Source organism: Clostridium gasigenes (assembly GCF_900104115.1).
In the GTDB taxonomy this organism is placed as follows: domain Bacteria; phylum Bacillota; class Clostridia; order Clostridiales; family Clostridiaceae; genus Clostridium; species Clostridium gasigenes.
The window spans coordinates 8,468-32,869 of sequence record NZ_FNJM01000006.1; the positions used below are offsets into that span (position 1 = coordinate 8,468).

The following is a 24,402-nucleotide window of genomic DNA, read 5'->3' on the forward strand; positions in this document are numbered from 1 at the left end:
AGGAAGAATGGTCGAGTTGGTTTAAGGCACCGGTCTTGAAAACCGACGTGCGTGAAAGCGTACCGTGGGTTCGAATCCCACTTCTTCCTCCATTTTTTTATGTCCAGATATATTATGGAGAAGTACTCAAGTGGCTAAAGAGGCGCCCCTGCTAAGGGCGTAGGTTGGGTAACTGGCGCCGGGGTTCAAATCCCCGCTTCTCCGCCAAAAACATTTAACGAAAGTTAGATGTTTTTTTTGTTATAAAATACAAATCAAATTCGTTGTAAACATTTATATACAATGGTATACTAAAAATACATTTGAATAAAGTGAAAAAATAAAATTATTTATCTGGAGGGGACAAAATGGAAAAGAAATATGTTGTTGGTGTAGATTTAGGGGGAACTAAAATTTATACTGCATTAGTTGACTTAGAAGGTAATGTAAAGAATGAAATAGTAATTAAAACTGAAGCGGATCAAGGAGAAGTAGCAGTTTTAAATAAGATTTTAAATACAATAGATACTGTTTTAAATAATGTTGATATAAATGAAGTTGCAGCTATAGGAATAGGTTCACCAGGTCCATTAGACGTAGAAAACGGATTAATAGTGTACACGCCTAATCTACCATTTAAGAACTTTAATATAGTGAAGCCAATAAAGGAAAAATATAATGTACCTACTTATTTAGATAATGATGCAAATGTAGCTACATTAGGAGAATTTATGTTTGGTGCAGGAAAAGGTACTGAAAATATGGTTTTCGTTACTGCTAGTACAGGAATTGGTGGCGGTGCTATAATTAATGGAAAACTATTTAGAGGAAGTACAGGAAATGCTTTAGAAATTGGACATATGACTGTTATGAAGGGTGGTCCAAGATGTGGTTGTGGTAATGATGGCTGTGGTGAAAGCTTAGGCTCAGGAACAGCTATAATGAGAAGAGCCAATGAAGCTGTAAACAGTAATGCTGTAACATCATTAAAAGACTATAGTGAGGTTACTGCAAAAGAAGTGTTTGCAGAAGCTGAAAAGGGAGATAGAGTGGCTAATGAAATATTAACTAATGCTTTATCTTATTTAGGAATTACAGTAGCGAACATTGCTAATACTTTTGATCCTGATATGATAGTAATAGGTGGCGGAGTAGTTAATGGTGGAGACATTGTTTTAGAAACAATAAAACAAGAAGTTGAAAATAGATGCTTGAGAAGTATATCAAGCCATTGCAGAATAGAAAAAGCTATGTTAGATGGAAAAGCAGGAATGCTTGGAGCAGCAGCATTAGCAATATTAGAAACTAAATAAGGGCTCTGAAAAAAAATAATAGGCTAGTAAATTGGTCTATTATTTTTTAGAAAGTGCTTAATAGAATAGAAAAAATAGGTGGCTAATACTTAAATAAGCCACCTATTTTTTTATATATAAATATTATAAACAAATTAGTAATTTATATTGAAAAAGAGTATTATTTAAATATATATATATTTAGCAATAGTTGAAAAATTATAATATATATATATAAATTTAAGAATTAAAGAAGGTGTAGATATGCTTTATGGGAAAAAGGTATATTTGAGAGAGATAGTAAAAGCAGATATTAATATATTATATGATTTATGTACATCTAAAAATGTAATGAGATATAACGGTGGCCAAGGCTTTGTACCTAGTAGACATTATATTATTGAAAGTTTTACACATTTCAATAATCCTAATAAAAAGGCATTAGCAATAATTAATAATGAAATAGAAGTAGTAGGTTATATATACTTTAAGCAGAATAGCCATACTATAGATGTTTATACCATAGGGATAACTATAGGTGAAAAATATTGGGGACAAGCATATGGTGAAGATGCTATAAAAACGGTTATTAAATATTTATTTAATAAAAAAAATGCTCATAAAATCGAATTAGAAGTTGTGAGTCAAAATAGTAATGCTATTAATTGTTATAAGAAATGTGGATTTATACAAGAAGGTGTAAAACGTAGTAAATATTACTTAGAAGGTAAGTATATAGATACAATTATTATGGGATTATTATGGGATTATTAAAAATGGAATTTAAACCTTAAATAAGGGAATGATTTTAATATATAAGAAAAGTAATAAAGAGGAGGTTTAGTATGTCTATAAGGTTTGTTTTTGGAAGAGCAGGAAGTGGTAAAAGCCAATTTTGCTTAAACCAAATTAAGAAAAAGTTAGAAAATGATAAGAATAATAAATTAATATTGCTAGTTCCAGAGCAGTATACTTTTCATACTGAAAAAAAATTATTAGAAGTTGTTGGAGAAAGTGGTTTATTAAGAGCAGAAGTACTTAGCTTTAAGAGAATGGCTAGTAGAGTATTTAATGAATGTGGAGGGCGGACACTTACAAGAATGAATGATTCAGGTAAGAATATGCTTATTTATAAACTTCTTAAGGATAAGGGTGAAGAGTTAGAGTATTTTAATAGAATGGCAAAACAACAGGGATTCACAGGAATAGTATCCAAAACTATAACTGAATTTAAAAAATATAATATTTCCTCGGAAATGCTGGAAATAAAGAATGGTGATATAGAAGATGAGGAATTAAAAAAGAAATTAAAGGATTTAACTTTAATATTTAATGAATTTAATGAGACTCTTCATAAGAAATATATAGATTCAGAGGATGAACTTATTATTTTAGCAGAAAAATTAATAAATTGTTCTATATATGAAAATGCTGAAATATGGATAGATGAATTTACCACATTTACTCCACAACAGTTAGAAGTAATAAAAAGACTTGCTAAAACTAGTAAGACAATTAATATAACTTTATGCTCGGATAATTTAAGTGAAGGTGTACAGGGGGATGAAACTGATATATTTGATGCTATAAAGAACACCGAGAATAAGGTTTTAAGAATGATGCAAGATAATAATATAGGGTATATGGAACCTATAGATTTAAATAAGGGACATTCATATAGATTTAAAGATAGTAAAGAATTGCAGCATATAGAAAGTCATTTTTTCACTTACCCATTTAGAGAGTATAAGGGTGAAAATAAGGATATAAGATTATATAAGGCGAATAATAGCTATGAGGAAGTAGAAAATGTAGCTAAGGACATATTAAGGTTGGTTAGAGATGAGGGTTATAGATATAAAGACATCGCTATAGTGTGCAGAGATGTAGACAGTTATGAAAAAATTACATCAGTAATATTTAATGAATATAATATTCCTTATTTTATAGATAAAAAAAGAGAAGTGTTAAGTAATCCATTAATTATACTTATAATTTCTACTCTGGAAATATTAATAAGTAATTGGTCATATGAAAGTGTGTTTAAGTATCTTAAAAGTGGACTTATAGGAATTAAGACTGAGTATATTGATATTTTGGAAAACCATGTATTAGCGAATGGAATAAAGGGTTATAAATGGACAGGAGAATTATTATATAAGAGTAAAGAGGAAACAACTGAAAAAGATATATTAATAGCTGAAATTATGGAAGAAGTTAGATTGCCTTTAATTGAGTTAAATAAGAAATTAAGTGGTAAGAAGACATTAAAACAATTAGCTACAGGTTTATATGAGTTTTTAGTTAGATTAAAAGTATTTGATACTATGGAAGTTTGGCTTGATGAATTTAATGAAATTGGGCTTCAAGATAAAATAAAAGAATATAACCAAGTTCCAGCTATAGTTATGGAAATATTAGATCAAGCTGTTGATGTAATGGGAGAAGAAATAGTTGATATTAAAACTTTTTCTAAAATATTAGTTTCTGGTTTTGAAGAACAAGAAATAGGAGTTATTCCTATGGCTTTAGATCAGGTTAATATTGGTGATATAGCAAGAATTAAAGGTAGAGATGTTAAGGGATTATATATAGTAGGGGTAAACGATGGTGTATTGCCTTCTGCAAACAAAGAAGAAGGTATAATATCAGATAGAGAAAGAAATCTTCTAAGAGAAATAGGTGTTGAATTAGCTAGTGATACAAAGAGTAGAGCCTTCGAGGAACAGTTTATGGTTTATACCGCATTAACTATACCATCGGTTTATTTAATGGTTAGTTATCCTATGGCAGATTTTGAAGGTAAATCTTTAAGAGCATCTATTGTTATACCAAGACTTAAAAAGATATTACCTAACATGGAAGAAGAAAGTGAAATATATAATAAACAAAGTAAGACTGATAAGTTTAATAAAATTACAGCTCCAATTCCTACTTTTAATGAGCTTATAGGAGCTTTAAGAATGGAATTTGAAAAGGAAGAGGTTGAAGAGTATTGGGCGCAAACATTTAAGTGGTTTGAAAATAATGAAGATTTTAAAGAAAAGTCAAAGAGAATGTTTAAGGGATTAACATATACAAATTTAACAGAAAAGATGCCAAAATCAAAAATAAAGAAATTATATGCAACGGATAATGGAAAGTTAATGTTTGGGGTTTCTAGAATAGAAAAGTATGCACAATGCCCATTTGCATATTATATTCAGTATGGATTAAAAGCTAAAGACAGAAAGCTTTATGAATTTAATGCTCCGGATTTAGGATCGTTCATGCATGAAGTATTAGATTCTTTTACTAATAGAGTAAAAGATGAAAAAATAGATTGGTCTGATTTAAATAAAGAAAGATGCAAAAGTATGGTTGGAGAGTTAATAGAAAAGAAATTATTAGAAGACTCTAATTCTATATTAAATAGTAATAAGAGATATATGTATTTCGCAGATAGATTTAAAAGAACAATAACAAAATCGGTAATGGTTATTGCAGAGCAAATGAAGCGTGGAGAATTTGAAGTATTTAAAAATGAATTTGCTTTTGGAAGCTTTAAAGATGAAGACCCTATAAAAATAGAATTACCATCAAAGGAAACAGTTTATTTAGTAGGAAGAATAGATAGGATAGATACATTAGATATGGATGGAAACACATATCTAAAAATAGTTGATTATAAATCGGGAGCTAAGAAATTTGATTTAAATGAGCTTTATTATGGGTTGCAAATTCAACTGTTGGTATATTTAGATGCTTTAATTAAAAATTCACAGCATCTTTTGAATACGCAAGCAATTCCTGGCGCTATATTATATTTTAGAATTGATGATCCTATAATAAAATCTAAAAAAGAACTAGGAGAAGAAGAAGTTGAAAAGCAAGTTTTAGAAAAATTAAAAATGAATGGATTATTACTTAAGGATGCTAAATTAGTTAGGGCAATGGATAATGATATGGAAACTTATTCTTTAGTTATACCTGCAACTTTAAAAAAGGATGGAGATTTCTCAAGTAATAGTTCTGTTATTACAGAAGAACAATTTGATATATTAAGAAATTATGTTAATGAAAAAATGGTTGAGATATGCGAAGAGATGCTAAGTGGAGAGATAAAAATAGAACCGTGTAAATCACAAAAAACTACTTATTGCACTTATTGTGATTATTCATCAGTATGTCAGTTTGATACAGGAATTAAGGATAATAAATATAAAGTTATATTAAAGAAAGATAACGATACTTTATGGAGTGAAATGAAAGATAAAATTAAGAAGGTAGAGGAGGAATAATAATGGGGGATACTAAATGGACAAATGAGCAACTTCAAGCTATATCAACTAGAGGATGTAATCTATTGGTAGCAGCAGCTGCAGGTTCTGGAAAAACAGCAGTATTAGTTGAAAGAATAATAAGGATAATAAGTAATGAAGAAGCACCAGTTGATATTGATAGACTTTTAGTTGTTACATTTACAAGTGCGGCAGCCTCAGAAATGAGAGAAAGAATTGCAACTGCAATATCTAAGGCTTTAGAGAAATCCCCAAACTCTAAAACACTTCAAAGGCAGCTAACTCTTTTAAGTAGATCAAATATTACTACTATGCACTCATTTTGCTTAGACGTTATAAAAAATAATTTTCATACTATAGATTTGGACCCAAGTTTTAGAATATCTGATGAAACCGAAAATATATTGCTTAAGAGTGAAATAATAAATGAGGTTTTTGAAGATTACTATGAAGAGGATAATGAAGGTTTTAAGAAGCTAGTTGAGTCATATAGTGGTTCGCGTGATGATGAAAAATTAAAAGAAATTGTATTAAATTTATATAGATTTTCTATGAGTGGCCCTTGGCCAGAAAAATGGTTAAGTGATAAGGCTGAGGAGTTTAATATAGATACATTAGCTCAGTTAAATGCTACAGAGTGGATAAAGGTTTTAAAAGAAAGTTTAGAAGTTGAAATTCGTGGATATTTAAGTATGCTTAGAAAAGCCTTAAATATAATAAATGAAACTGATGGATTAGAACCATACTTAGAAGCTTTTAGTAGTGATATTGGATATTTAGAAAGAGTATATGCTTCATTAGATGGTGGGATAGAAGAACTTTTTGAAAGTCTTTCTACAGTAGAGTTCATAAAACTAAAAGTAGTTAGAAAAAACAAAGTTTCAGATGAAAATGCTCAAAGTATTGTAAAGAATATTAGAGATGGTGTGAAGAAAAAAATAGGGAAGCTAATAGAAGATAGTTTTTCTATGACTCCAGAGGAATCTCTTCAAGGTATTAAAAATGCATACCCTTATATGAGAATGCTTGGAGAAGTAACTTTGGAATTTGCAACAAGGTTTGCAGAGAAAAAGAAAGAAAAGAACATATTAGATTTTAATGATTTGGAGCATTTATGTCTGAAAATACTTATAAGTAAAGATGAAGATGGTAACATAAAACCATCAAAAGTAGCAGAAGGATTTAAGGAATACTTTGATGAAGTTTTAGTGGATGAATATCAAGATTCAAACAATGTGCAAGAAACAATTATAGAACTTGTATCTAGAAAAACTTCAGATAACCCTAATTTATTTATGGTTGGAGATGTTAAACAAAGTATATATAGATTTAGACAGGCAAAACCTGAACTGTTTATGCAAAAGTATAATGAGTATCCATTAGAAGAAGGCGGGTTAACAAGGAAGGTTCAATTATATAAAAATTTTAGAAGTAGAGATGAAGTAATTAGTGGAGTTAACTTTATATTTAAAAAAGTTATGTCCAATATAGTTGGGGAGTTAGAATATACGGATGAAGAAGCTCTAAACTTAGGAGCTAGTTATAAAGATGTTGAAGATAATGAAACACTATCAGCAGGTCCAATTGAGCTTCATATATTAGATAAATCGGGATTATATAATGATGATAGTAAGGGTGATCTTGAATCAGAGGGCGATAGCAGTTCAGATGAAGAAGAAAACTTAGATGCAATGACTTTAGAAGCTAGAATTGTTGCTAAAAGAATTAATGAACTTTTTAATCCTAAGGATGGAAAGACATACAAAGTAATAGATAAGGGAACCGGAGAGTATAGGTCTCTAAAATATAAGGATATAGTTATTCTTTTAAGAGCGACTAAAGGTTGGTCAGAAGTTTTCTTAGATGAATTAGGATGTAGAGGGATACCTGTATATGCAGATACAGGAGCTGGATATTTTGAATCAATTGAGATTAGAACAATTATGGCTATTTTGAAGATTATAGACAATCCAATGCAAGATGTACCTGTAATTTCGGTTTTAAGATCACCTATTATGGGATTTTCAGCGGAAGAGTTAGCGGATATTAGACTTTTAAACAAGGAAGACTATTTCTATGAAATTATAAAAAAAATATATATAAATGAATATGAAGTTTCCGAAGAATTGAAGAAAAAATGCGATTATGTTATTGAAAGCTTAAATAAGTGGAGAAAGAAAGCTATTTATACTCCAATAGATGAATTTATTTGGTATTTATATATGGATACTGCTTATTATGGATATGTTGGAGCAATGCCAAACGGAAAGATTAGACAAGCAAATTTAAAAATACTTTTTCAAAGAGCAAAACAATATGAGCAAACAAGCTTTAAAGGTCTATTTAATTTTATAAACTTTATAAATAAGCTAAGAAAATCTTCAGGAGATATGGGTAGTGCTAAAATATTAGGTGAAAATGAAGACGTAGTTAGAATTATGAGTATTCATAAAAGTAAGGGACTTGAATTTCCAGTAGTATTTACTTCTGGTGTTGGAAAACAGTTTAATCTTATGGATTTAAATAATTCAATTTTATATCATGATGAATTAGGGTTTGGACCTGAATATGTAGATTTAGAAAAGAGAAATTCATATAGTACTTTGCCAAAGGAATCTATAAAGAAAAGAATAAGACTTGAAACACTTTCAGAAGAAATGAGAATATTATATGTTGCCTTTACAAGAGCTAAGGAAAAATTAATTATTACTGGAGCAACAAGAAATTTAGAAAAAACTTTAAGTTCATGGACTTCTTCAGCTGCATTAGATGATGAAATAATTTTACCTTCAGAAGTACTAAAAGGAAAAAGCTATTTAGATTGGATTGGTATGGCTTTATGTAAACATAGAGATGGGGATAAGTTAAGAGATTACGTTGGAGCGTCATTAAATCTAGTTACAAATGATTTATCCACATGGGAAGTGTCTTTTTGGACCAAAAGTGATTTAATTGGGGATGAAAAAAACGAATCTGTGGACAATATTGAAGAAAAAAATCTGTTGATAAATAAAAAAATTCAAGTTGTGGATAAAGAAATAGAGAGACGGCTTGGGTATAACTATAAATATTCAGCCAGCGGAAAACTTCCAAGTAATATTTCTGTATCAGATTTAAAGAGAGCTGCTTATGAAGAAGAAGAAAAAGAGTTTCAAATTGTAAAAATATATGGTGACAAGGAAATAATAAAACCAAGATTTATGAGAGAAGAAAAGGGATTATCAGCAGCTGAAAGAGGAACTGTAATTCACTTTGTAATGCAGAAAATTGATTTTAATAAAATAAAGACAGTAGATGAAATAAGAGAACAGTTAGAAGAACTAAAAAATGCTGATTTACTAACTGAAGAAGAAATAAAAGTTGTAAGACCTATAAAAATTCAATTGTTCTTTAAGAGCTCCCTTGGAAAAAGAATGTTATATGCGTATAATAATAACTATATGGTTCAGAGAGAATTACCTTTCTTTACAGAAGTATGTAGTACTGAAGTTGATAAGAGTTTACCAAAAGAAATCTATGAAAATGAAATGGTAAGACTTCAAGGGATAATAGATTGTTTCTTTGAAGAAGATGATGGAATAGTACTTTTAGATTATAAGACTGATTATGTAGAAGAGGGTAATGAAGAGGAAATGAAAGAACGATATAAATTACAAATGAGATATTATAAAGAAGCTATAGAAAAAATTACAGGTAAGAATGTTAAGGAAAGCTATTTATATTTATTTTATTTAGATAAAGAAATTAGTATGAAATAACGTTAAGGGGGATCAATTTTATGGCAAAGAATAATACTAAGAACAAAAGCAAAAATAATAAAAAGAATAAAACTAAAAACAATAAAAAGGTAATAGATAATAAAGTAATAGATAAGAAAAAAATTACTGGATGGAAAGGAAAAGTATCGTTATTTATTTTAATATTAGAGGTTCTAGTTGAAGTTGGAATGCTAGGAATAATATTTGCTAGAGGGTCATTTAACATATCTCAAGGTAGTAAAATAATATGGATTATATATTTAATAATTCAAATAATTTTGGGATTCACTATATTAAGTAAGAAGAAAGATGATAGTAAAGGAACTTTCCATCTTCAAACTGTATTAGTGACAATAACTTATTTATTAGTGGCTTAAAAATAAATAGTAAAAAGGCTAAATCTAGGTTTTAATTAGATTTAGCCTTTTAGCTTAGTTTATTATTTTTTGAATATGTATTAAGTCATCTACAAATAATTAACTAGTTATTTTGGATAGATGATTTAGATAATCCTTAGTTAATTGTAAAAGTGTAGATTTAGTATTTAAACTACTATTATCTAAAACTTTTTCTAATAAAAAATTAAGAAGTTCACCTATTAGTTTACTAGGTTTCAAATTAAGTTCAGACATTAAAAAAGTACCTGTTATATTTAAATCTTTAATAATAAGAGGTTCTTTATTAGCTAAAATAACTTGAGTTCTTTCATTCATAAAATCAACTTTCTTTAAGAATGGAACAGGGTCCCACAATGCATTTATATCGGCTCTTTGAAGATCATAAAGTAAACTTATGTTTTCAGAACCTACTTTATTAATAAGTCTTTTAATTTCACCATCTGTAGGCATATAAGAAACATTAAGCACAAGATGCTCATAGATAATAGAACAAACTCTATTAATAGTAATATTATCAAAAGCTAATTTAGTTAATATTGATTTTGTCATGATAGCACTTTCTATGCTGTGCTTTGGGAAATAACAATGGCCATTTTCTAAGAATGTCATTGTATTAATTTTACCAACATCATGAAATAAAGCTGATAATCGTAAAATTAAATTAGAATATGTGTTATCAATGACTTTAAGGGTGTGTTTAAATACATCTCTATTATGGTTATTACATTTAGGGGTATATTCAACTAGGTTATTAATATCAGGTAATATAATTTCTAGAATTCTTGTAGCCTTAAGAAGTTCTAATCCTTTAGTTGAATTTTGGGATATTAGAATTTTACATAATTCATCTCGTACACGCTCAGAACTTATATTTTCAACTAGTTTATAATTTCTTTTTATAGATTCATAGGTTTCAGATTCTATTATAAAATCCAACTGACAACTAAATCTTATGGCTCGTAGCATTCTAAGAGCATCTTCATTAAATCGTTTATCTGGATTACCAACACACTTTATTATTTTAGATTCAATGTCTTTTAAACCATTAAAGCAATCAATTAAACCATCATAGTGGTTATAAGCTAAAGCGTTAATAGTAAAATCTCTTCTAGATAAATCTTCTACTATATCGCTAACAAATAAAACGGAATCCGGGCGTCTATTGTCTTTATAATCGCCGTCAGTTCTAAAAGTTGTTACTTCATAGGGTTCTTTATTAATAAGTACAGTTACAGTACCGTGTTGTAAGCCTGTAGGAATAGTTTTTTCAAACAGATTAATAGTTTCATCTGGCAGAGCAGAAGTTGTTATATCATAGTCGTTAGGTATAGTTTGTAATATACTATCTCTAACACATCCACCTACCAAGAATGCTCTATGTTCATTTTTATAAAATTTGTCTATTATATTTTTAACGTCTTGCGGAATAAATAGTTCCATAAAAAATCCTCACTTGAAAAATTTAATTACAAATATTTTTAATTTATATATGTAAAACAATAATAACATAAATTAAAAATATATTTTAAAGAAATTAGTAAAAAAATCATGAAAAAATGTAAGAGGAATTTTAAATAATATTTATGAGTTCCGATATAAGTAATACTATTTTTAAAAGACTACTAAATAATAAATATCTAATTAATTATTACTTTTGTTCCATCATCAATATTATCATAAATCCATTTTGAATCTTCTACTTTTAGCCTTACACATCCATGAGATGCGGCTGTACCTAAAGTTTCATCAACAATTTTAGTTTGTTTTTCGTCAAAAGGAACTGAATGGAAGAGATAGTCACCCATAAATCTAACCCAATATTTTCCGCCTTGCTGAAATTCATTTGAGAAAAACCAGGAGTCTCTACCGCTTACTGAAAAAATACCTTTTGGAGTTTCTTCTCCAGGTATACCTGTTGAAGATGAAAATGATTTATCCAATTTCCAATTGTTTAAGGAACCTTCATAAATATAAGTTGTTTGATCAGATAAGCTTAAATAAATGAAATAAGGTGTTTTACTTTCTATGTTCAAGTTATTTACGTTATTAATGTTTATAGTCTGCAATATAGCACTCGAAGCATAAGTAGAAGCATCATTAGGATAAGCTTGAATATGATCCGTATATTCATCTCTAAACATCTCAACAGAATTAATTTTATTTGATATATCTTTATCTTCAGAACTTAAAATAGAGGTATCGTATGAAGATAAAAATGCGATTGCATCAGTATAATATTTATTAGCTATGAGCTCTTCAGCTTCGGCTAATAGATGAGTTTTATAATTTTTTTTGCAATTTAGTATATAATCTTTAGCTTTATTAAAATCACTTGAGGAGCTTTTTGATATCTTATTAAAATAAGATATCGCAGTAGAGTAATCTTTATTTTCAAAAGCTTCTATACCGAGTGTTAAATTATCACTTTCAGTAATAGAAGAATTAGTATCATTATTATCTATATTAGTATTAGTATTATTACTATTAGGTTTTGAGGTTGGATTATACTTATAATTAGAATCTAAAGAAGCAAGTAGGCTATCTAAAGACGAATTTAAAATATCATATTTTTTTATTTCAGATAATATAGAAATTGCATCTGATTCGGGCATATCACCGGAAGCAATAGATTCAATAATCATACCTACAATACCTGTAAAATAAGAGTTTAAATCAGCCTTAAGTTGCTTCTTTTTTAAGATATTTGAATTGTTAGTAGTATCTATTATATTAAGAGCTTTATCAAAATCATATTTATTAAAAGTAGAATAGAATTCGTTCATATTATTGTTATATGTATAGCTTGAGTAAGTATTAACTCCAAACCCAAGTGTTATAAATATTATGCAAAGCAAGAAAAATCTAAATAAAGTAAAATTATTTTTTTGTTTATTATTTATAGTACTATTCATATAGACCTCCTTAAATAAAATGTATATATATAATTATTAACCCAAATTACAAAGTTTAATCTTAAAAAGTTAAATTAATAAAAATTACAAATGTTTATTAATAAATATAGGTATGATAAAATAGAGTGCAATATTAAAAATCAAGGATAAATATTAACATGGAGGTTGTAATGGAAGAAAAATTAAACTTTTTATCAAGATTGAAAATAAGTATATTTAAAGTTAAACAGTATTCATTATTTTTAAAAGAAGGCTTAAATAAATCTATGGTATATATACTTATGTTAAGTATAATAGTAGGCTTTATTTTAGGTGTATCGCAATTTAGTATGTTAACAACACTAGAAAAAAGTACTAAAGTATTATTAGAGCAAGAAGATTTTAAATTTGAAGTGAATGATGGAATATTAGATTTCAAAGACTCGCCTTATAAACAAGAGGAAGGGCCAAGTGTAGTAATTATAGATAGTAATAAAACATTGGCTGATTCAGAAAGCTTTAGAAGTATTACTATTCATAAAGATATGTCATCTGTATTTTTAAAAGATGGAATTGTAGCTAGACTTAATGGGACTGAATACAAAATTAAATATTCAGATACTCCATTATTAGATAATAATATTAATAATGAAGTAGCGATTAATGTTTTAAATAAGGCTAAGCCTATTAAATATGTAACAGTTATATGTATGATTCTAATAACTTATCTAGTAGCATTATTTAATGGATTATTAATATCATTAGCAGGAATAATGTCTAATAAAATGAATGGTTCAAAACTAAAATATAAAGAGATATTTATAATATCTTTATATTCATTAACATTACCAATGATAGTTAAATTAATAATGCCTATTGGAAGTTTAACAATTATAATATCTGGAATATATGTAGTAATGGTTATAAGTAATATAAGCAAAGAAGCATAAATGGGTTTATGAGATTATCTATAGGGGTAACTATAAACAATAAATAGGTATTTTAAAAAAAAATATTATAAAATACCTGTTTATAATTAAAGATTTAAGCTAAATTACAAAAAACATATTGTTTATAAAAATTAAATATGTTAAAATCAAATTATGGAATAATAAGTATTAAAAGGAATTGAAAGGATTTTGCGTTATGATAGAAGAAATTTTTAATAAAGATAATTATAGTGATTATTTAAATATGGGTAAATGCAGTAATGATCATAGATATGCCCAAAAAACATTTAGTTATAGTGAATTAAATAATACAATAGAAACTTTAAAAGAAAAGAATTTATCACAAGAAGAATTTTTACTAAATATAACTCATGATTTAAGAGCTCATCTAAGCATAATTCTAAGTGTTATGCAGTGTATTGATTGTGGAAATGCTAAGGTTGCAGATGAAAAGGCTAGAGAATACCTAAAGATGATAAAAAGAAATAGTTTGAAAATGCTTAAATTAATAAATAATTTGATAGATACAACTAAATTTCAAAATAATTATTATGAATTAAATAAAACTAATATAGATATAGTATCTATGATAGAAGGCACTATAAACTGTATAGATAAATATGCTATACAAAAAAACATACATTTAATATTTGATACAAATAAAGAAGACTGTATAATGGCTGTAGATCCAGAAGTTATAGATAGAATAATAATGAATTTAATTTCTAATGCTATTAAATTTTCATGCAAAGATAAAAATATATATATAAATTTACTTATTAATAGTGAAGAAGTTAAAATATCAGTTAAAGATGAAGGCCCAGGAATATCTGAGGATGATAAAGCGAAGATATTTAATAGGTTTTATCAAGTGACTAAACGAAAAGATAGTGAACAGGCTGGTTCGGGAATAGGATTAGATTTAGTAAATTACTTAACTAAAGCTCATGGTGGGTCGGTTATATTAAATAGTGAATGTGGTGTTGGATCAGAATTTATAGTTACATTACCAATTACCAAGACTAATGAAAAAGAAATAATTAGTCAAAGTCAAAGTAGTAAAATCGAAATGCTAGAGATAGAATTTTCTGATATATATTTATAAAATAACAATAGTTAGTACTGAATAATAACTCAGTACTTGATTTATGTATTTCTTTATGATAATATGAAAATTGTTGAAATATGCGGTGGTAGCTCAGTTGGATAGAGTAGCTGGCTACGAACTAGTTGGTCGGAGGTTCGAATCCTCTCCGCCGCACCATTTAAAGGCCTTACTTATAGTAATGTCTTTTTTTTATTACCTTTTTTAGCATTTATAAATATTAGATACTTTCAAAAAAAATAATAAATTAAGTTAATAAGTTACTATTTTTTGAATTTACTTATTTTTAAGTAAAATATACATTTAAATTAAAAGTCTCGAAAGAGGCTTTTTTTATGTTAATTAATAAAAATATAAAATTATGGGGAAATATAAATATAAATATAAATTTAAGGGAGGGATTTTTATAAAAGTCGATATTTTAATAAATCAATTAGATGAACATAATGAAGGAAACATATTAGCAACTAAAAAGTTTCAGGCAAAAGAAGTTATATTTTTAAGAGCAACTGATGAAGATAAGGATATAAAGGCTATAAAGACTTATTATGAAAATTATATGTCTAATGTAATTTTTAGTGAAATTATAGTAAAAGAGGGTGATATAAAAGAGTTAACAAAACTGATTATAGATAATAAAGATAAAAATGTTTTGGTTAATTTAACTGGAGGTAAAAGAATTAATTCATTAATTCTTTTAGAATTATGTAATGAAAATTATGTTAAATCTATATATGTAGATATTAAGAGTAAGCATTTATATACTATGGATAATAAAATAGAAATATTAAAAGAACAATTTGGAGACTTAGAAATAGTAGATATAATAGAAGCTTCGGGAGGTTCTATTATAGAGGATTCTACAGATTTATGCCAAAAGAAAGATTTAATATATTTAACAAAACAAATATATAGTAATTTACCTTTGTGGCATAAATATAAACAAAAATTATACGATGCAAACATATTCTCTCATGAGTATAAAGATTCTAAAAAAATAGTTGTAAATATGGAAAACTTACAAAATGAAGAAAAAAATCTATTAAATAAAATTATGAAAAAGCTAATTGAAATGGGAGAAATAGATTGTTTGAATATTAACAATAGTAAAATAGAGGTGTTATTTTTAAATAATTATCTTAAAGCTTTCTTATTTAAAAGTGGAACATGGCTAGAGCTTGCAACAAATATTTTAGTTAAAGAAATACAAGAAGTAGATCAAGTTAAAAATGGAGTTATATTCTTATGGAATGATGATATTAAAGGTGTTAGAAATGAAGTTGATGTAGTTGCTGTAAAGGATTCTATACCAATATGTATATCATGCAAAGATAGTGATAAATATAATGAAAATGCTTTAAATGAGTTAAATGTTTATAGTGCTAAAATTGGAGGAAAAAAGGCATATAAGATTTTAGTATCAACTAAAGAACCAATTAAAGTTGCTGTAAAAGAGCGGGCAAAGGAAATGGGGATAAATATAGTTATATTTGATGGCAACGAAGAGGACTTTAAACGCAAAATAAAAGAAATTATTAAATGATTAGTAATACAACAAATACGTATTTTCAAAATTTGAAATTCTTATTAATTTAATTGATTTATAATAAGAATATAGAAATAAAGGATCTCTAAATAAATAACAAACTAAAGATTTTGGGATGCCTAAAAGTTCTTGTTATAAAATTTAATTAATAGGGGGATTTGAGATGGGAAAGAATGGTTTGAAAATAGTTACTATAGGTGGAGGATCAAGTTACACTCCGGAATTAGTTGAAGGGTTAATTAAAAGATATGATGAGCTTCCAGTTAGTGAATACTGGTTAGTTGATATTGAAGATGGAAAAGAAAAATTAGAAATAGTAGGAGCACTTGCAAAAAGAATGGTTGAAAAAGCTGGAGTTCCAATGACTATACATTTAACATTAGATAGAAGAGAAGCTTTAAAGGATGCAGATTTCGTAACAACTCAATTAAGAGTTGGTTTATTACCAGCAAGAGGAAAGGATGAGAGCATTCCATTAAGTCATGGGTTCTTAGGTCAAGAAACTAATGGTGCTGGTGGTTTATTTAAAGCATTAAGAACAGTTCCGGTAATATTAGATATAGCTAAGGATATTCAAGAGTTATGCCCAGAAGCATGGTTAATAAACTTCACTAATCCAGCAGGAATAGTTACAGAAGCATTACTTAGATATAGCGATCATAAAAAAGTAATAGGTGTATGTAATGTTCCAATTGGTTTAGAGTACTCATTTGCTAAACTATTAGGCGTTGAAAATAATAGAGTAACAGTTGATTTCGCTGGTTTAAATCACATGGTTTATGCTGAAAGAATTTATTTAGATAGAAAAGATGTTACGGCAGAGGTTATTGAAAAAATGACATCACCAGATAGCGAAACTCAAACTATGGCAAATATTAAGGGGTTCGAGTGGGATGTTGCATTTATAAAAGCATCAGGATTAATTCCTTGTCCGTACCATAGATATTACTATAAAAAGAGAGATATGTTGGAATCAGAATTAGAGGAATTTAAAAAAGGTGAAACTCGTGCAGAAGTTGTAATGAAACTTGAAAAAAGTTTATTCGAACTTTACAAAGATGTTAACCTAAAAGTTAAGCCAGAAGAACTGTCAAAACGTGGTGGAGCACATTATTCAGATGTAGCTTGTAACGTAATTAACGGTATATATAATGATAAAAACACAATAATAGCTGTGAATACTAAGAACAACGGAAAGTTAAAGCAATTTGATGATAACTCAGCAGTTGAAATAAGTTGTTATATAGGAAAAAATGGACCGGTTCCAGTAGAAACTGTTACAGAACTCCCTATATTTGCACAAGGGTTAACATCTCAAATAAAATCATTCGAAAGGTTAGCTGCAGAAGCTGCTTTCACTGGAAATTATAACACTGCATTATTAGCAATGGTTACAAATCCCCTAGTTTTAGATGATATTAGAGGCCGAGAATTGTTAAATGAAATGTTAGTAGCACATAAAAAGTACCTACCTAAATTTAAAAATGTAATAGATCAAATAGAAAAGGTACAAAGAGCAGAATTTTAATTAAGGCATCTTCAAAATACCCCTACTGTAATTACAGTAGGGGTATTTTTAATTCATATAGAGGCTTCCGTAACGTACATAAATATATTCGATAAGATAAGTAAGAGCATATCTATGAGAATCGATATATACGCTAGGCTCTTCTTTATTAGGTAAATATATTATATAATTACTACGCTTTTTATATTCAATATTTATACCTTCAAGGTTTTTATCTTCAGTAATTATTACTACAGTAGCTTTACTATTTTTAATATTATTCCAAAGTTTCTCGTGATATAAAGTAAATCTTCCTGTTGGAGAAATCAATATAGCTAGAGAGTTCTCTTTTAATGATTCAGCAAGCTTTTCTTGTTCTTGAACATCAATTGCATGAGATATAAGTTTTCCAACCATAACAAGTTTACGTTGAAGTTCTTGAGCCATTAATTGAGAAAATTGAGTTCCAAATATGCTTACATTTGGAGTAGAAAAAATAAGGTCTATAACTAAATCAACTATTTTTAAATCAAGAGAATTTTTTAAATCTAAAATCTCCTTATCTATTTCTGATGACATGTTATTTAAGATATTCTCACGTGAAATATTTAAGTGCATACCTTTAGCTTGCATAGTCCCTACAGAGTAAAGATTTTTGTTAATAAGAGCACTTTTTTTAAATTCTGATAGGCTAGAATAACCAATTTTACGACAAAACCTACTAATAGCAGCAGGGGACGTATAGCAAATATCTGCTAATTTATTTATATTCATATCTGAAATATGATTAATGTTATGAAGCATAGTAGTTGCAATTGTATAGTTAATATCTTCATTTTTGCTACTATTTAAGAATAATAGTAATCTATAAACTAAGTCCCCCAATATAAGGCCCCCTTTAGATAGTTATAAGGCGTTTTTAAGAAATTGGTTATATTATTTCGTCTCGCTAAAGTAATTTTAAAATTGCTTTCCTATGGTTTCACCCATAAAGACTTGAGTTTCAAATCCAAGACCAGATTGATCGAGAATATCTTCATCAATTTCAATGGTATTCTTTTTAAAGAATAATATCGTTGTTGAACCACCGAATTTAAAGTAACCTTTTTCATCACCTTTATTAACTCTTTCATTAGTAGTATAGCTTTGTTTTATAGTACCAACGCAAGTAGCGCCTACTTCTATATGAATAATGTCACTAAAATTATCAGATTTAAACAAGCACCATTCACGTTTGTTTTGACAATATAATTTAGCAACTCTTTCTAGAGCTATTGGATTTACTGAGTAGTAATTTCCTTTTATAAAGTGATTTTCTAAAGGAACTCCAGAATCTACAAAATGGAATCTATGATAATCAGTAGGACAAAGTCTTAAAACTAGACAAACGCCACCTTCATATTCTTTTGCAATTTTATTGTCACCAATTAATTCCGACAGGCTATAAGTAATTCCTTTAACTTGAACTAAGCTATCCGTTGATATATTAGTAAATGCAAAAAGTCGGCCATCTCCAGGGGAAGATAAAATATTTTTATTCATATCTATAGGTCTAGCATTTTTGTGTAAGGTTCTAATAAAGAAATCATTAAATGAGTTAAAATCATCAATGTTTTCATTAGATATATCCATATCAATATTAAAATTCTTAATAAAAGGACCTATTTTTTTCTTGCTTAAAGAAGTATCGCAATAACTTCCATATATCTTTGAAAAAAACTTTTTCTTTATTAAAAGCTCTAACAAACCTTTTCCAATCGGAGAAGAATAAGACCAATTTATATAATTTTCCCCAGCAACATTCTCAATTTCATAATTATTAGTTTTTCTATTATAAATTCTAATCATAATCATACCTCTTTTTTAATTAAGACATACTTAAAAATAATTTTTTAGATGCCTAATGATAACTTTCATAATATATATATTAACATAAATTATATGTAAAATTCTTTTTTAAATGATTTTACTTTGGTTTTTAAATATATAGTTGCTATATTTTCACATTGTTAAAATTATAAATTTAATTTACAATAAAATATGTATCTAAGTTAAGTGAAAATTGATAATTATTATTAAAAGATAATGATTTGAAAAAGGAAGTATGATAAACTTGGATAATTAAAGTTGTAAAAATAAGTGGTTAGAATCACTATAAGATACGTGATATATTTTGGAGGTATTTAATGGAAAATAATATTATGATTATTGATGGTAGAGAAATAGAAATTAATGAGGAAAAAAATATATTAAAATTAGCTAAAGAAAATGGAATAGATATTCCTGCACTATGTTTTTTAGAAGATTGTAATAACATAGGTCAATGTGGAGTATGTGTTGTTGAAATAGAAGGACAAGAAAGACTAGCAAGAGCTTGTTGCATTAAAGCTAAAGCTGGAATGGTAGTAAATACAAAAAGTGTTAGAGTCCAAGAAGAAGTTAAAAGTACTGTTTCATTATTATTGGATAAACATGAATTTAAATGTGGTCCATGTAAAAGAAGAGAAAACTGTGAGTTTTTAAAATTAGTTATAAAAACTAAAGCAAGAGCATCGAAACCATTTATAGTAGAAGATAAATCTAAATATGTAGATGACAGAAGTAAAGCAATAGTTTTAGATAGATCTAAATGCGTAACTTGTGGAAGATGTGTGGCAGCATGTAGAACTAAAACAGGAACTCGCGCTATAACTTTCCAAAAGGTAGATGGAGAAAGAATAGTAGGACCGGAAGCTTTAAAATGTTTTGATGATACAAACTGTTTATTATGTGGCCAATGTGTAGCTGCGTGTCCAGTTGATGCTTTATCAGAAAAATCACATACAGATAGAGTTAAAGAAGCATTAGCAAATCAAGAAAAACATGTAATAGTTGCAATGGCACCATCAGTTAGAGCAGCAATGGGTGAACTATTTAAAATGGGATATGGAGTAGATGTAACTGGTAAATTGTATACAGCATTAAGAAAACTTGGTTTTGATAAAATTTTCGATATAAACTTTGGTGCTGATATGACGATTATGGAAGAAGCTACTGAATTAGTTAAAAGAGTTAAAGAGAATGGACCATTCCCAATGTTTACATCCTGTTGTCCAGCTTGGGTTAGACAGGTAGAAAACTATTATCCGGAGCTATTAGTTAATTTATCAAGTGCAAAATCACCCCAACAAATATTTGGAGCTGCGAGTAAAACATATTACCCAACTATTTCAGATATTGATCCAGCTAGGGTGTATACTGTAACTATAATGCCTTGCACAGCTAAAAAGTATGAAGCAGATAGAGAAGAAATGCAAAACAATGAATTGAGAAATATAGATGCAGTAATAACTACAAGAGAACTAGCTAAAATGATTAAGGATGCAAAAATTGATTTTGCAAACTTAGAAGATAGTGAAGTTGACCTAGCTATGGGTGAATACAGTGGAGCAGGAGCTATATTTGGTGCTACTGGTGGAGTTATGGAAGCCGCACTTAGAAGCGCTAAGGATTTCTTAGAAGGGGAACACTTAGAAAATATAGAGTATGAAGAGGTAAGAGGGTTAAAGGGAATAAAAGAGGCGACAGTAGAAATTGCAGGACATAATTATAATGTTGCAGTTGTTAATGGTGCATCTAACTTATTTGAATTTATTAATAGTGGAATGATAAAAAACAAGCAATATCACTTAGTAGAAGTAATGGCTTGTCCTGGAGGATGTGTAAATGGTGGGGGACAACCTCATGTAAGCGCAGATGAAAGAGAAAAAATAGATATAAGAACTGTAAGAGCGTCTGTTTTATATAATCAAGATAAGAACTTATCAAAGAGAAAAGCTCATGATAATGTAGCTTTGAAGAAAATGTATGAAACATATATGGGAGAACCAGGACTAGGTAAAGCTCATGAATTACTACATATTAAGTACAATAAATAGTTGCAAAGAAGTATAGAGAATAAGAATACTGACTTGTTTTTTTACAATGCCTTATTAAAAGAAATACATTATTCAATAACATAAAATTAGGAGCTAAGAGATGTAGTATGAAATATTTAGCAAATGAATGGAGACTATAATATGATAATTAAACAAACAAACAGAGCGAATAAAGATTTAATAAAGCAAATAAAAAAAGTTCAATCAGTTTGTAAAAAACATGATGAATTAGACGGTGATGTTTTTTTAGATAATAGCATTAATTTTAATTCTGATATGAATAATATATTTGTTTTCTATAAAGATAATAAGCTAGTTAGTTTTATATCGCTATTTGTACCTACGAGCAAAGAAGCAGAAGTATCAGCATACACATTACCTAAATACAGAAAAAAAGGTTGTTTTAAAGAATTACTTAATAAAGTAATCGCTGAAGTGAAAAAATACGAAGTAAAAGATTTATTATTTGTATGTGAACCTCAATCTGTAGATGGAATAGCGGTAGTTAAAAAATTAGAAGCTGAATATGAATTTTCAGAATATCTTTTAGGATACAATTGTGAAAGTGATAACGCAAAAGTAGGATGTATTAGCAGGTTAGAATTAAATAAATGTAAAACAGAAGATTTAGATAAACTTATAGAACTAAATAAAAAGATATTTAATGAGGATTATCAGCAATCTAAAACCATGGTTGTTAAAACTTTTGAATCAGAAACAAGAGAGCAGTATTTAGCCTCATTAAATGCTGAATTAATAGGAGTTGTTTCTACAAATATTGATGATGGTGAATGTAGCATATTTGGACTTGGGATACTTGAAGAATATAGAGGCGTTGGTAATGGAAAAGCTATGGTTAGAGGACTGTTAAAACAATTAGAAGAAGACCATATTGAAGATATAATAATAGAAGTTGATAGTAAAAATGAAATAGCATATAACCTATATTTATCATGTGGATTTGAAGCTGAAATGACATTTGGTTATTATAGAAAAAGTATTTAGAATTGAATTCAGTAGATAAGATCAAACTAAAAAAGGAACCTATTAAAGAAAGGTGTGACATGCACATTCTCTTTAATAGGTTCTTTATTTATAACTTAATAATTAAATTATAAAGATAAGTATTCGTCATAGCTCATAACTTGATCTGCTATGCTACCATCAGCCTTAATATCAATAATTCTATTTGATATTGTTTGAATGAATTGGTAATCGTGAGATGCAAATAGTAAATTACTCTTATAATCTCTAAGACCATTATTTACTGCTGTAATTGATTCAAGGTCTAAATGGTTTGTAGGTTGATCTACTATTAATACATTCGCATTTGAAAGCATCATTCTAGATAACATACATCTAACCTTTTCTCCCCCTGATAATACATTAGCTTCTTTTAAAGCGTCTTCTCCGGAGAATAACATTCTACCTAAGAATCCTCTTATATAACTTTCTGATTTTTCTTCTGAGTATTGTCTAAGCCAATCAACAAGACTTAAGTTACAATTTTCGAAGAATTCATTGTTATCTAATGGGAAGTAAGATTTAACTATAGTTACACCCCATTTAATTTCTCCAGCATCAGGTTCCATTTCTCCTGCCATTATCTTAAATAAAGCTGAAATTGCAATTTCGTTATCTGCAATGAAAGCTATTTTATCATCCTTGTTAACCCTGAAGCTTACGTTATCTAAAACTTTAACACCGTCAATTGTCTTAGTTAAGCCTTCGACTGCTAATATTTCATTACCAACTTCTCTATCAGGTTTAAATCCAACAAATGGATATCTTCTAGTTGATGGTTGAATATCATCTAAAGTAATTTTTTCTAAAAGTTTTTTACGTGAAGTCGCTTGCTTAGATTTTGAAGCATTAGCACTAAATCTTGCAACGAAGTCTTGTAATTCTTTAATTTTTTCTTCTTTTTTCTTGTTTTGATCTTTTGACATAGCAAGTGCTAGTTGGCTTGATTCATACCAAAAGTCATAGTTACCAACGTATAATTTGATTTTTCCAAAGTCAACGTCAGCCATGTGAGTACATACTTCATTTAAGAAATGTCTATCATGGGATACAACTATTACAGTACCTTCAAAGTTACCTAAGAAGTCTTTTAACCAATTAACAGACTTAATGTCTAAATGATTAGTAGGCTCATCTAGTAGTAATATTCCTGGGTTACCAAATAAGGCTTGAGATAAAAGAACCTTAACCTTTTCTCCACCAGTAAGTTCTGAAACTTTTTTAGAATGTAACTCAGTTGCAATTCCAAGCCCTTGAAGTAATGATGAAGCTTCAGATTCAGCTTCCCATCCGTTCATATCAGCAAATTCACCCTCAAGTTCAGATGCCCTTATACCATCTTCATCTGAGAAATCAGCTTTTGCATATAAAGCTTCTTTTTGTTCCATTATTTCAAATAATCTTTTATTTCCCATCATAACTGTTTGCAAAACTTCAAATTCATCATATTCAAAATGATTTTGCTTTAAAACAGACATTCTAACGTTAGGAGCAATTGATACCTCACCAGTATTGGGTTCAATTTGACCTGAAAGAATATTTAAAAATGTTGATTTACCAGCACCGTTAGCACCAATAACTCCATAACAATTTCCTGCTATAAACTTTAAGTTAACATCTTCGAAAAGTTTACGTCCGCCAAATCTTAAACTAACATTTGATACATTTATCACTAAAAAACGACCTCATTTCTAAATTTATTTATTACGTTATTATAACATAAAATTAATATCTTTTCATTGGAAGCGTCGAAAAA

16 protein-coding genes and 3 tRNA genes are annotated in these 24,402 nt (G+C 28.2%); 14 read left to right on the forward strand and 5 right to left on the reverse strand.

The window, feature by feature from the left end; genetic code table 11:
- Position 1 precedes the first annotated feature (1 nt).
- The 7 genes from BLS77_RS11220 (at position 2) to BLS77_RS11250 (ending at position 9,686) form a co-directional block, all read left to right on the forward strand.
- Positions 2–92: transfer RNA gene (locus BLS77_RS11220), tRNA-Ser, on the forward strand.
- Positions 93–116: 24 nt separating this feature from the next.
- A tRNA-Ser gene (locus BLS77_RS11225) sits at positions 117–207 on the forward strand.
- 140 nt (positions 208–347) lie between these two features.
- The gene (locus BLS77_RS11230; protein ID WP_089969578.1) at positions 348–1,292 is read left to right on the forward strand and encodes an ROK family protein; all 945 of its coding nucleotides are present in this window, start codon (positions 348–350) and stop codon (positions 1,290–1,292) included.
- Between the two features lie 267 nt (positions 1,293–1,559).
- Positions 1,560–2,045: a GNAT family N-acetyltransferase gene (locus tag BLS77_RS11235; protein ID WP_341423452.1), complete on the forward strand. Its 486-nt coding sequence runs from the start codon at positions 1,560–1,562 to the stop codon at positions 2,043–2,045.
- A gap of 71 nt (positions 2,046–2,116) precedes the next feature.
- Positions 2,117–5,551, forward strand: a complete 3,435-nt coding sequence (gene addB, locus BLS77_RS11240) for a helicase-exonuclease AddAB subunit AddB (protein ID WP_089969586.1) — start codon at positions 2,117–2,119, stop codon at positions 5,549–5,551.
- Between the two features lie 2 nt (positions 5,552–5,553).
- Positions 5,554–9,309: a helicase-exonuclease AddAB subunit AddA gene (gene addA, locus BLS77_RS11245; protein WP_089969588.1), complete on the forward strand. Its 3,756-nt coding sequence runs from the start codon at positions 5,554–5,556 to the stop codon at positions 9,307–9,309.
- Positions 9,310–9,329: 20 nt separating this feature from the next.
- A complete protein-coding gene (locus BLS77_RS11250) occupies positions 9,330–9,686 on the forward strand; it encodes a hypothetical protein (protein WP_089969591.1) in 357 nt (118 codons plus the stop codon).
- Between the two features lie 99 nt (positions 9,687–9,785).
- On the opposite strand, the gene BLS77_RS11255 is transcribed toward BLS77_RS11250, so the two are convergent.
- Both BLS77_RS11255 and BLS77_RS11260 read right to left on the reverse strand, forming a co-directional pair.
- Complete coding sequence (locus tag BLS77_RS11255) at positions 9,786–11,147, reverse strand: CCA tRNA nucleotidyltransferase (RefSeq protein WP_089969594.1); 1,362 nt, start codon at positions 11,145–11,147, stop codon at positions 9,786–9,788.
- A 197-nt stretch (positions 11,148–11,344) separates the two neighbouring features.
- A complete protein-coding gene (locus BLS77_RS11260) occupies positions 11,345–12,619 on the reverse strand; it encodes a L,D-transpeptidase (RefSeq protein WP_089969597.1) in 1,275 nt (424 codons plus the stop codon).
- A 170-nt stretch (positions 12,620–12,789) separates the two neighbouring features.
- Here BLS77_RS11260 and BLS77_RS11265 point away from each other — a divergent pair, with 170 nt between their 5' ends.
- The 5 genes from BLS77_RS11265 to BLS77_RS11285 all read left to right on the forward strand — a co-directional run bounded on the left by BLS77_RS11265 (position 12,790) and on the right by BLS77_RS11285 (position 17,727).
- Entirely contained in the window at positions 12,790–13,548 is a 759-nt protein-coding gene (locus tag BLS77_RS11265) for a DUF1189 family protein (RefSeq protein ID WP_167866973.1), read from the forward strand.
- A 196-nt stretch (positions 13,549–13,744) separates the two neighbouring features.
- Positions 13,745–14,653 (forward strand): sensor histidine kinase, encoded by a 909-nt coding sequence (locus BLS77_RS11270; RefSeq protein ID WP_242873972.1) that lies wholly within the window; start codon positions 13,745–13,747, stop codon positions 14,651–14,653.
- Between the two features lie 82 nt (positions 14,654–14,735).
- Positions 14,736–14,812 (forward strand) — tRNA-Arg (locus BLS77_RS11275).
- Between the two features lie 202 nt (positions 14,813–15,014).
- The gene (locus tag BLS77_RS11280; RefSeq protein WP_207720435.1) at positions 15,015–16,196 is read left to right on the forward strand and encodes a Card1-like endonuclease domain-containing protein; all 1,182 of its coding nucleotides are present in this window, start codon (positions 15,015–15,017) and stop codon (positions 16,194–16,196) included.
- Between the two features lie 166 nt (positions 16,197–16,362).
- A complete protein-coding gene (locus tag BLS77_RS11285; protein ID WP_089969605.1) occupies positions 16,363–17,727 on the forward strand; it encodes a 6-phospho-beta-glucosidase in 1,365 nt (454 codons plus the stop codon).
- A gap of 48 nt (positions 17,728–17,775) precedes the next feature.
- Here the strand turns inward: BLS77_RS11285 and BLS77_RS11290 are convergent, their stop codons facing one another.
- Positions 17,776–18,591 carry a MurR/RpiR family transcriptional regulator gene (locus BLS77_RS11290; protein ID WP_089969610.1) on the reverse strand — a complete coding sequence of 272 codons (816 nt, stop codon included), beginning with the start codon at positions 18,589–18,591 and terminating at the stop codon, positions 17,776–17,778.
- A 75-nt stretch (positions 18,592–18,666) separates the two neighbouring features.
- Positions 18,667–19,554 carry a phosphatidylserine decarboxylase gene (locus BLS77_RS11295; protein WP_089969613.1) on the reverse strand — a complete coding sequence of 296 codons (888 nt, stop codon included), beginning with the start codon at positions 19,552–19,554 and terminating at the stop codon, positions 18,667–18,669.
- A gap of 338 nt (positions 19,555–19,892) precedes the next feature.
- On the opposite strand from BLS77_RS11295, the gene BLS77_RS11300 reads away from it, so the two are divergent.
- Entirely contained in the window at positions 19,893–21,623 is a 1,731-nt protein-coding gene (locus BLS77_RS11300) for a ferredoxin hydrogenase (protein WP_089969617.1), read from the forward strand.
- Positions 21,624–21,764: 141 nt separating this feature from the next.
- A complete protein-coding gene (locus tag BLS77_RS11305) occupies positions 21,765–22,628 on the forward strand; it encodes a GNAT family N-acetyltransferase (protein WP_175490838.1) in 864 nt (287 codons plus the stop codon).
- A 107-nt stretch (positions 22,629–22,735) separates the two neighbouring features.
- Here BLS77_RS11305 and BLS77_RS11310 read toward each other — a convergent pair whose 3' ends face one another.
- Positions 22,736–24,319: an ABC-F family ATP-binding cassette domain-containing protein gene (locus tag BLS77_RS11310; protein WP_089969624.1), complete on the reverse strand. Its 1,584-nt coding sequence runs from the start codon at positions 24,317–24,319 to the stop codon at positions 22,736–22,738.
- Between the last annotated feature and the right edge of the window lie 83 nt (positions 24,320–24,402).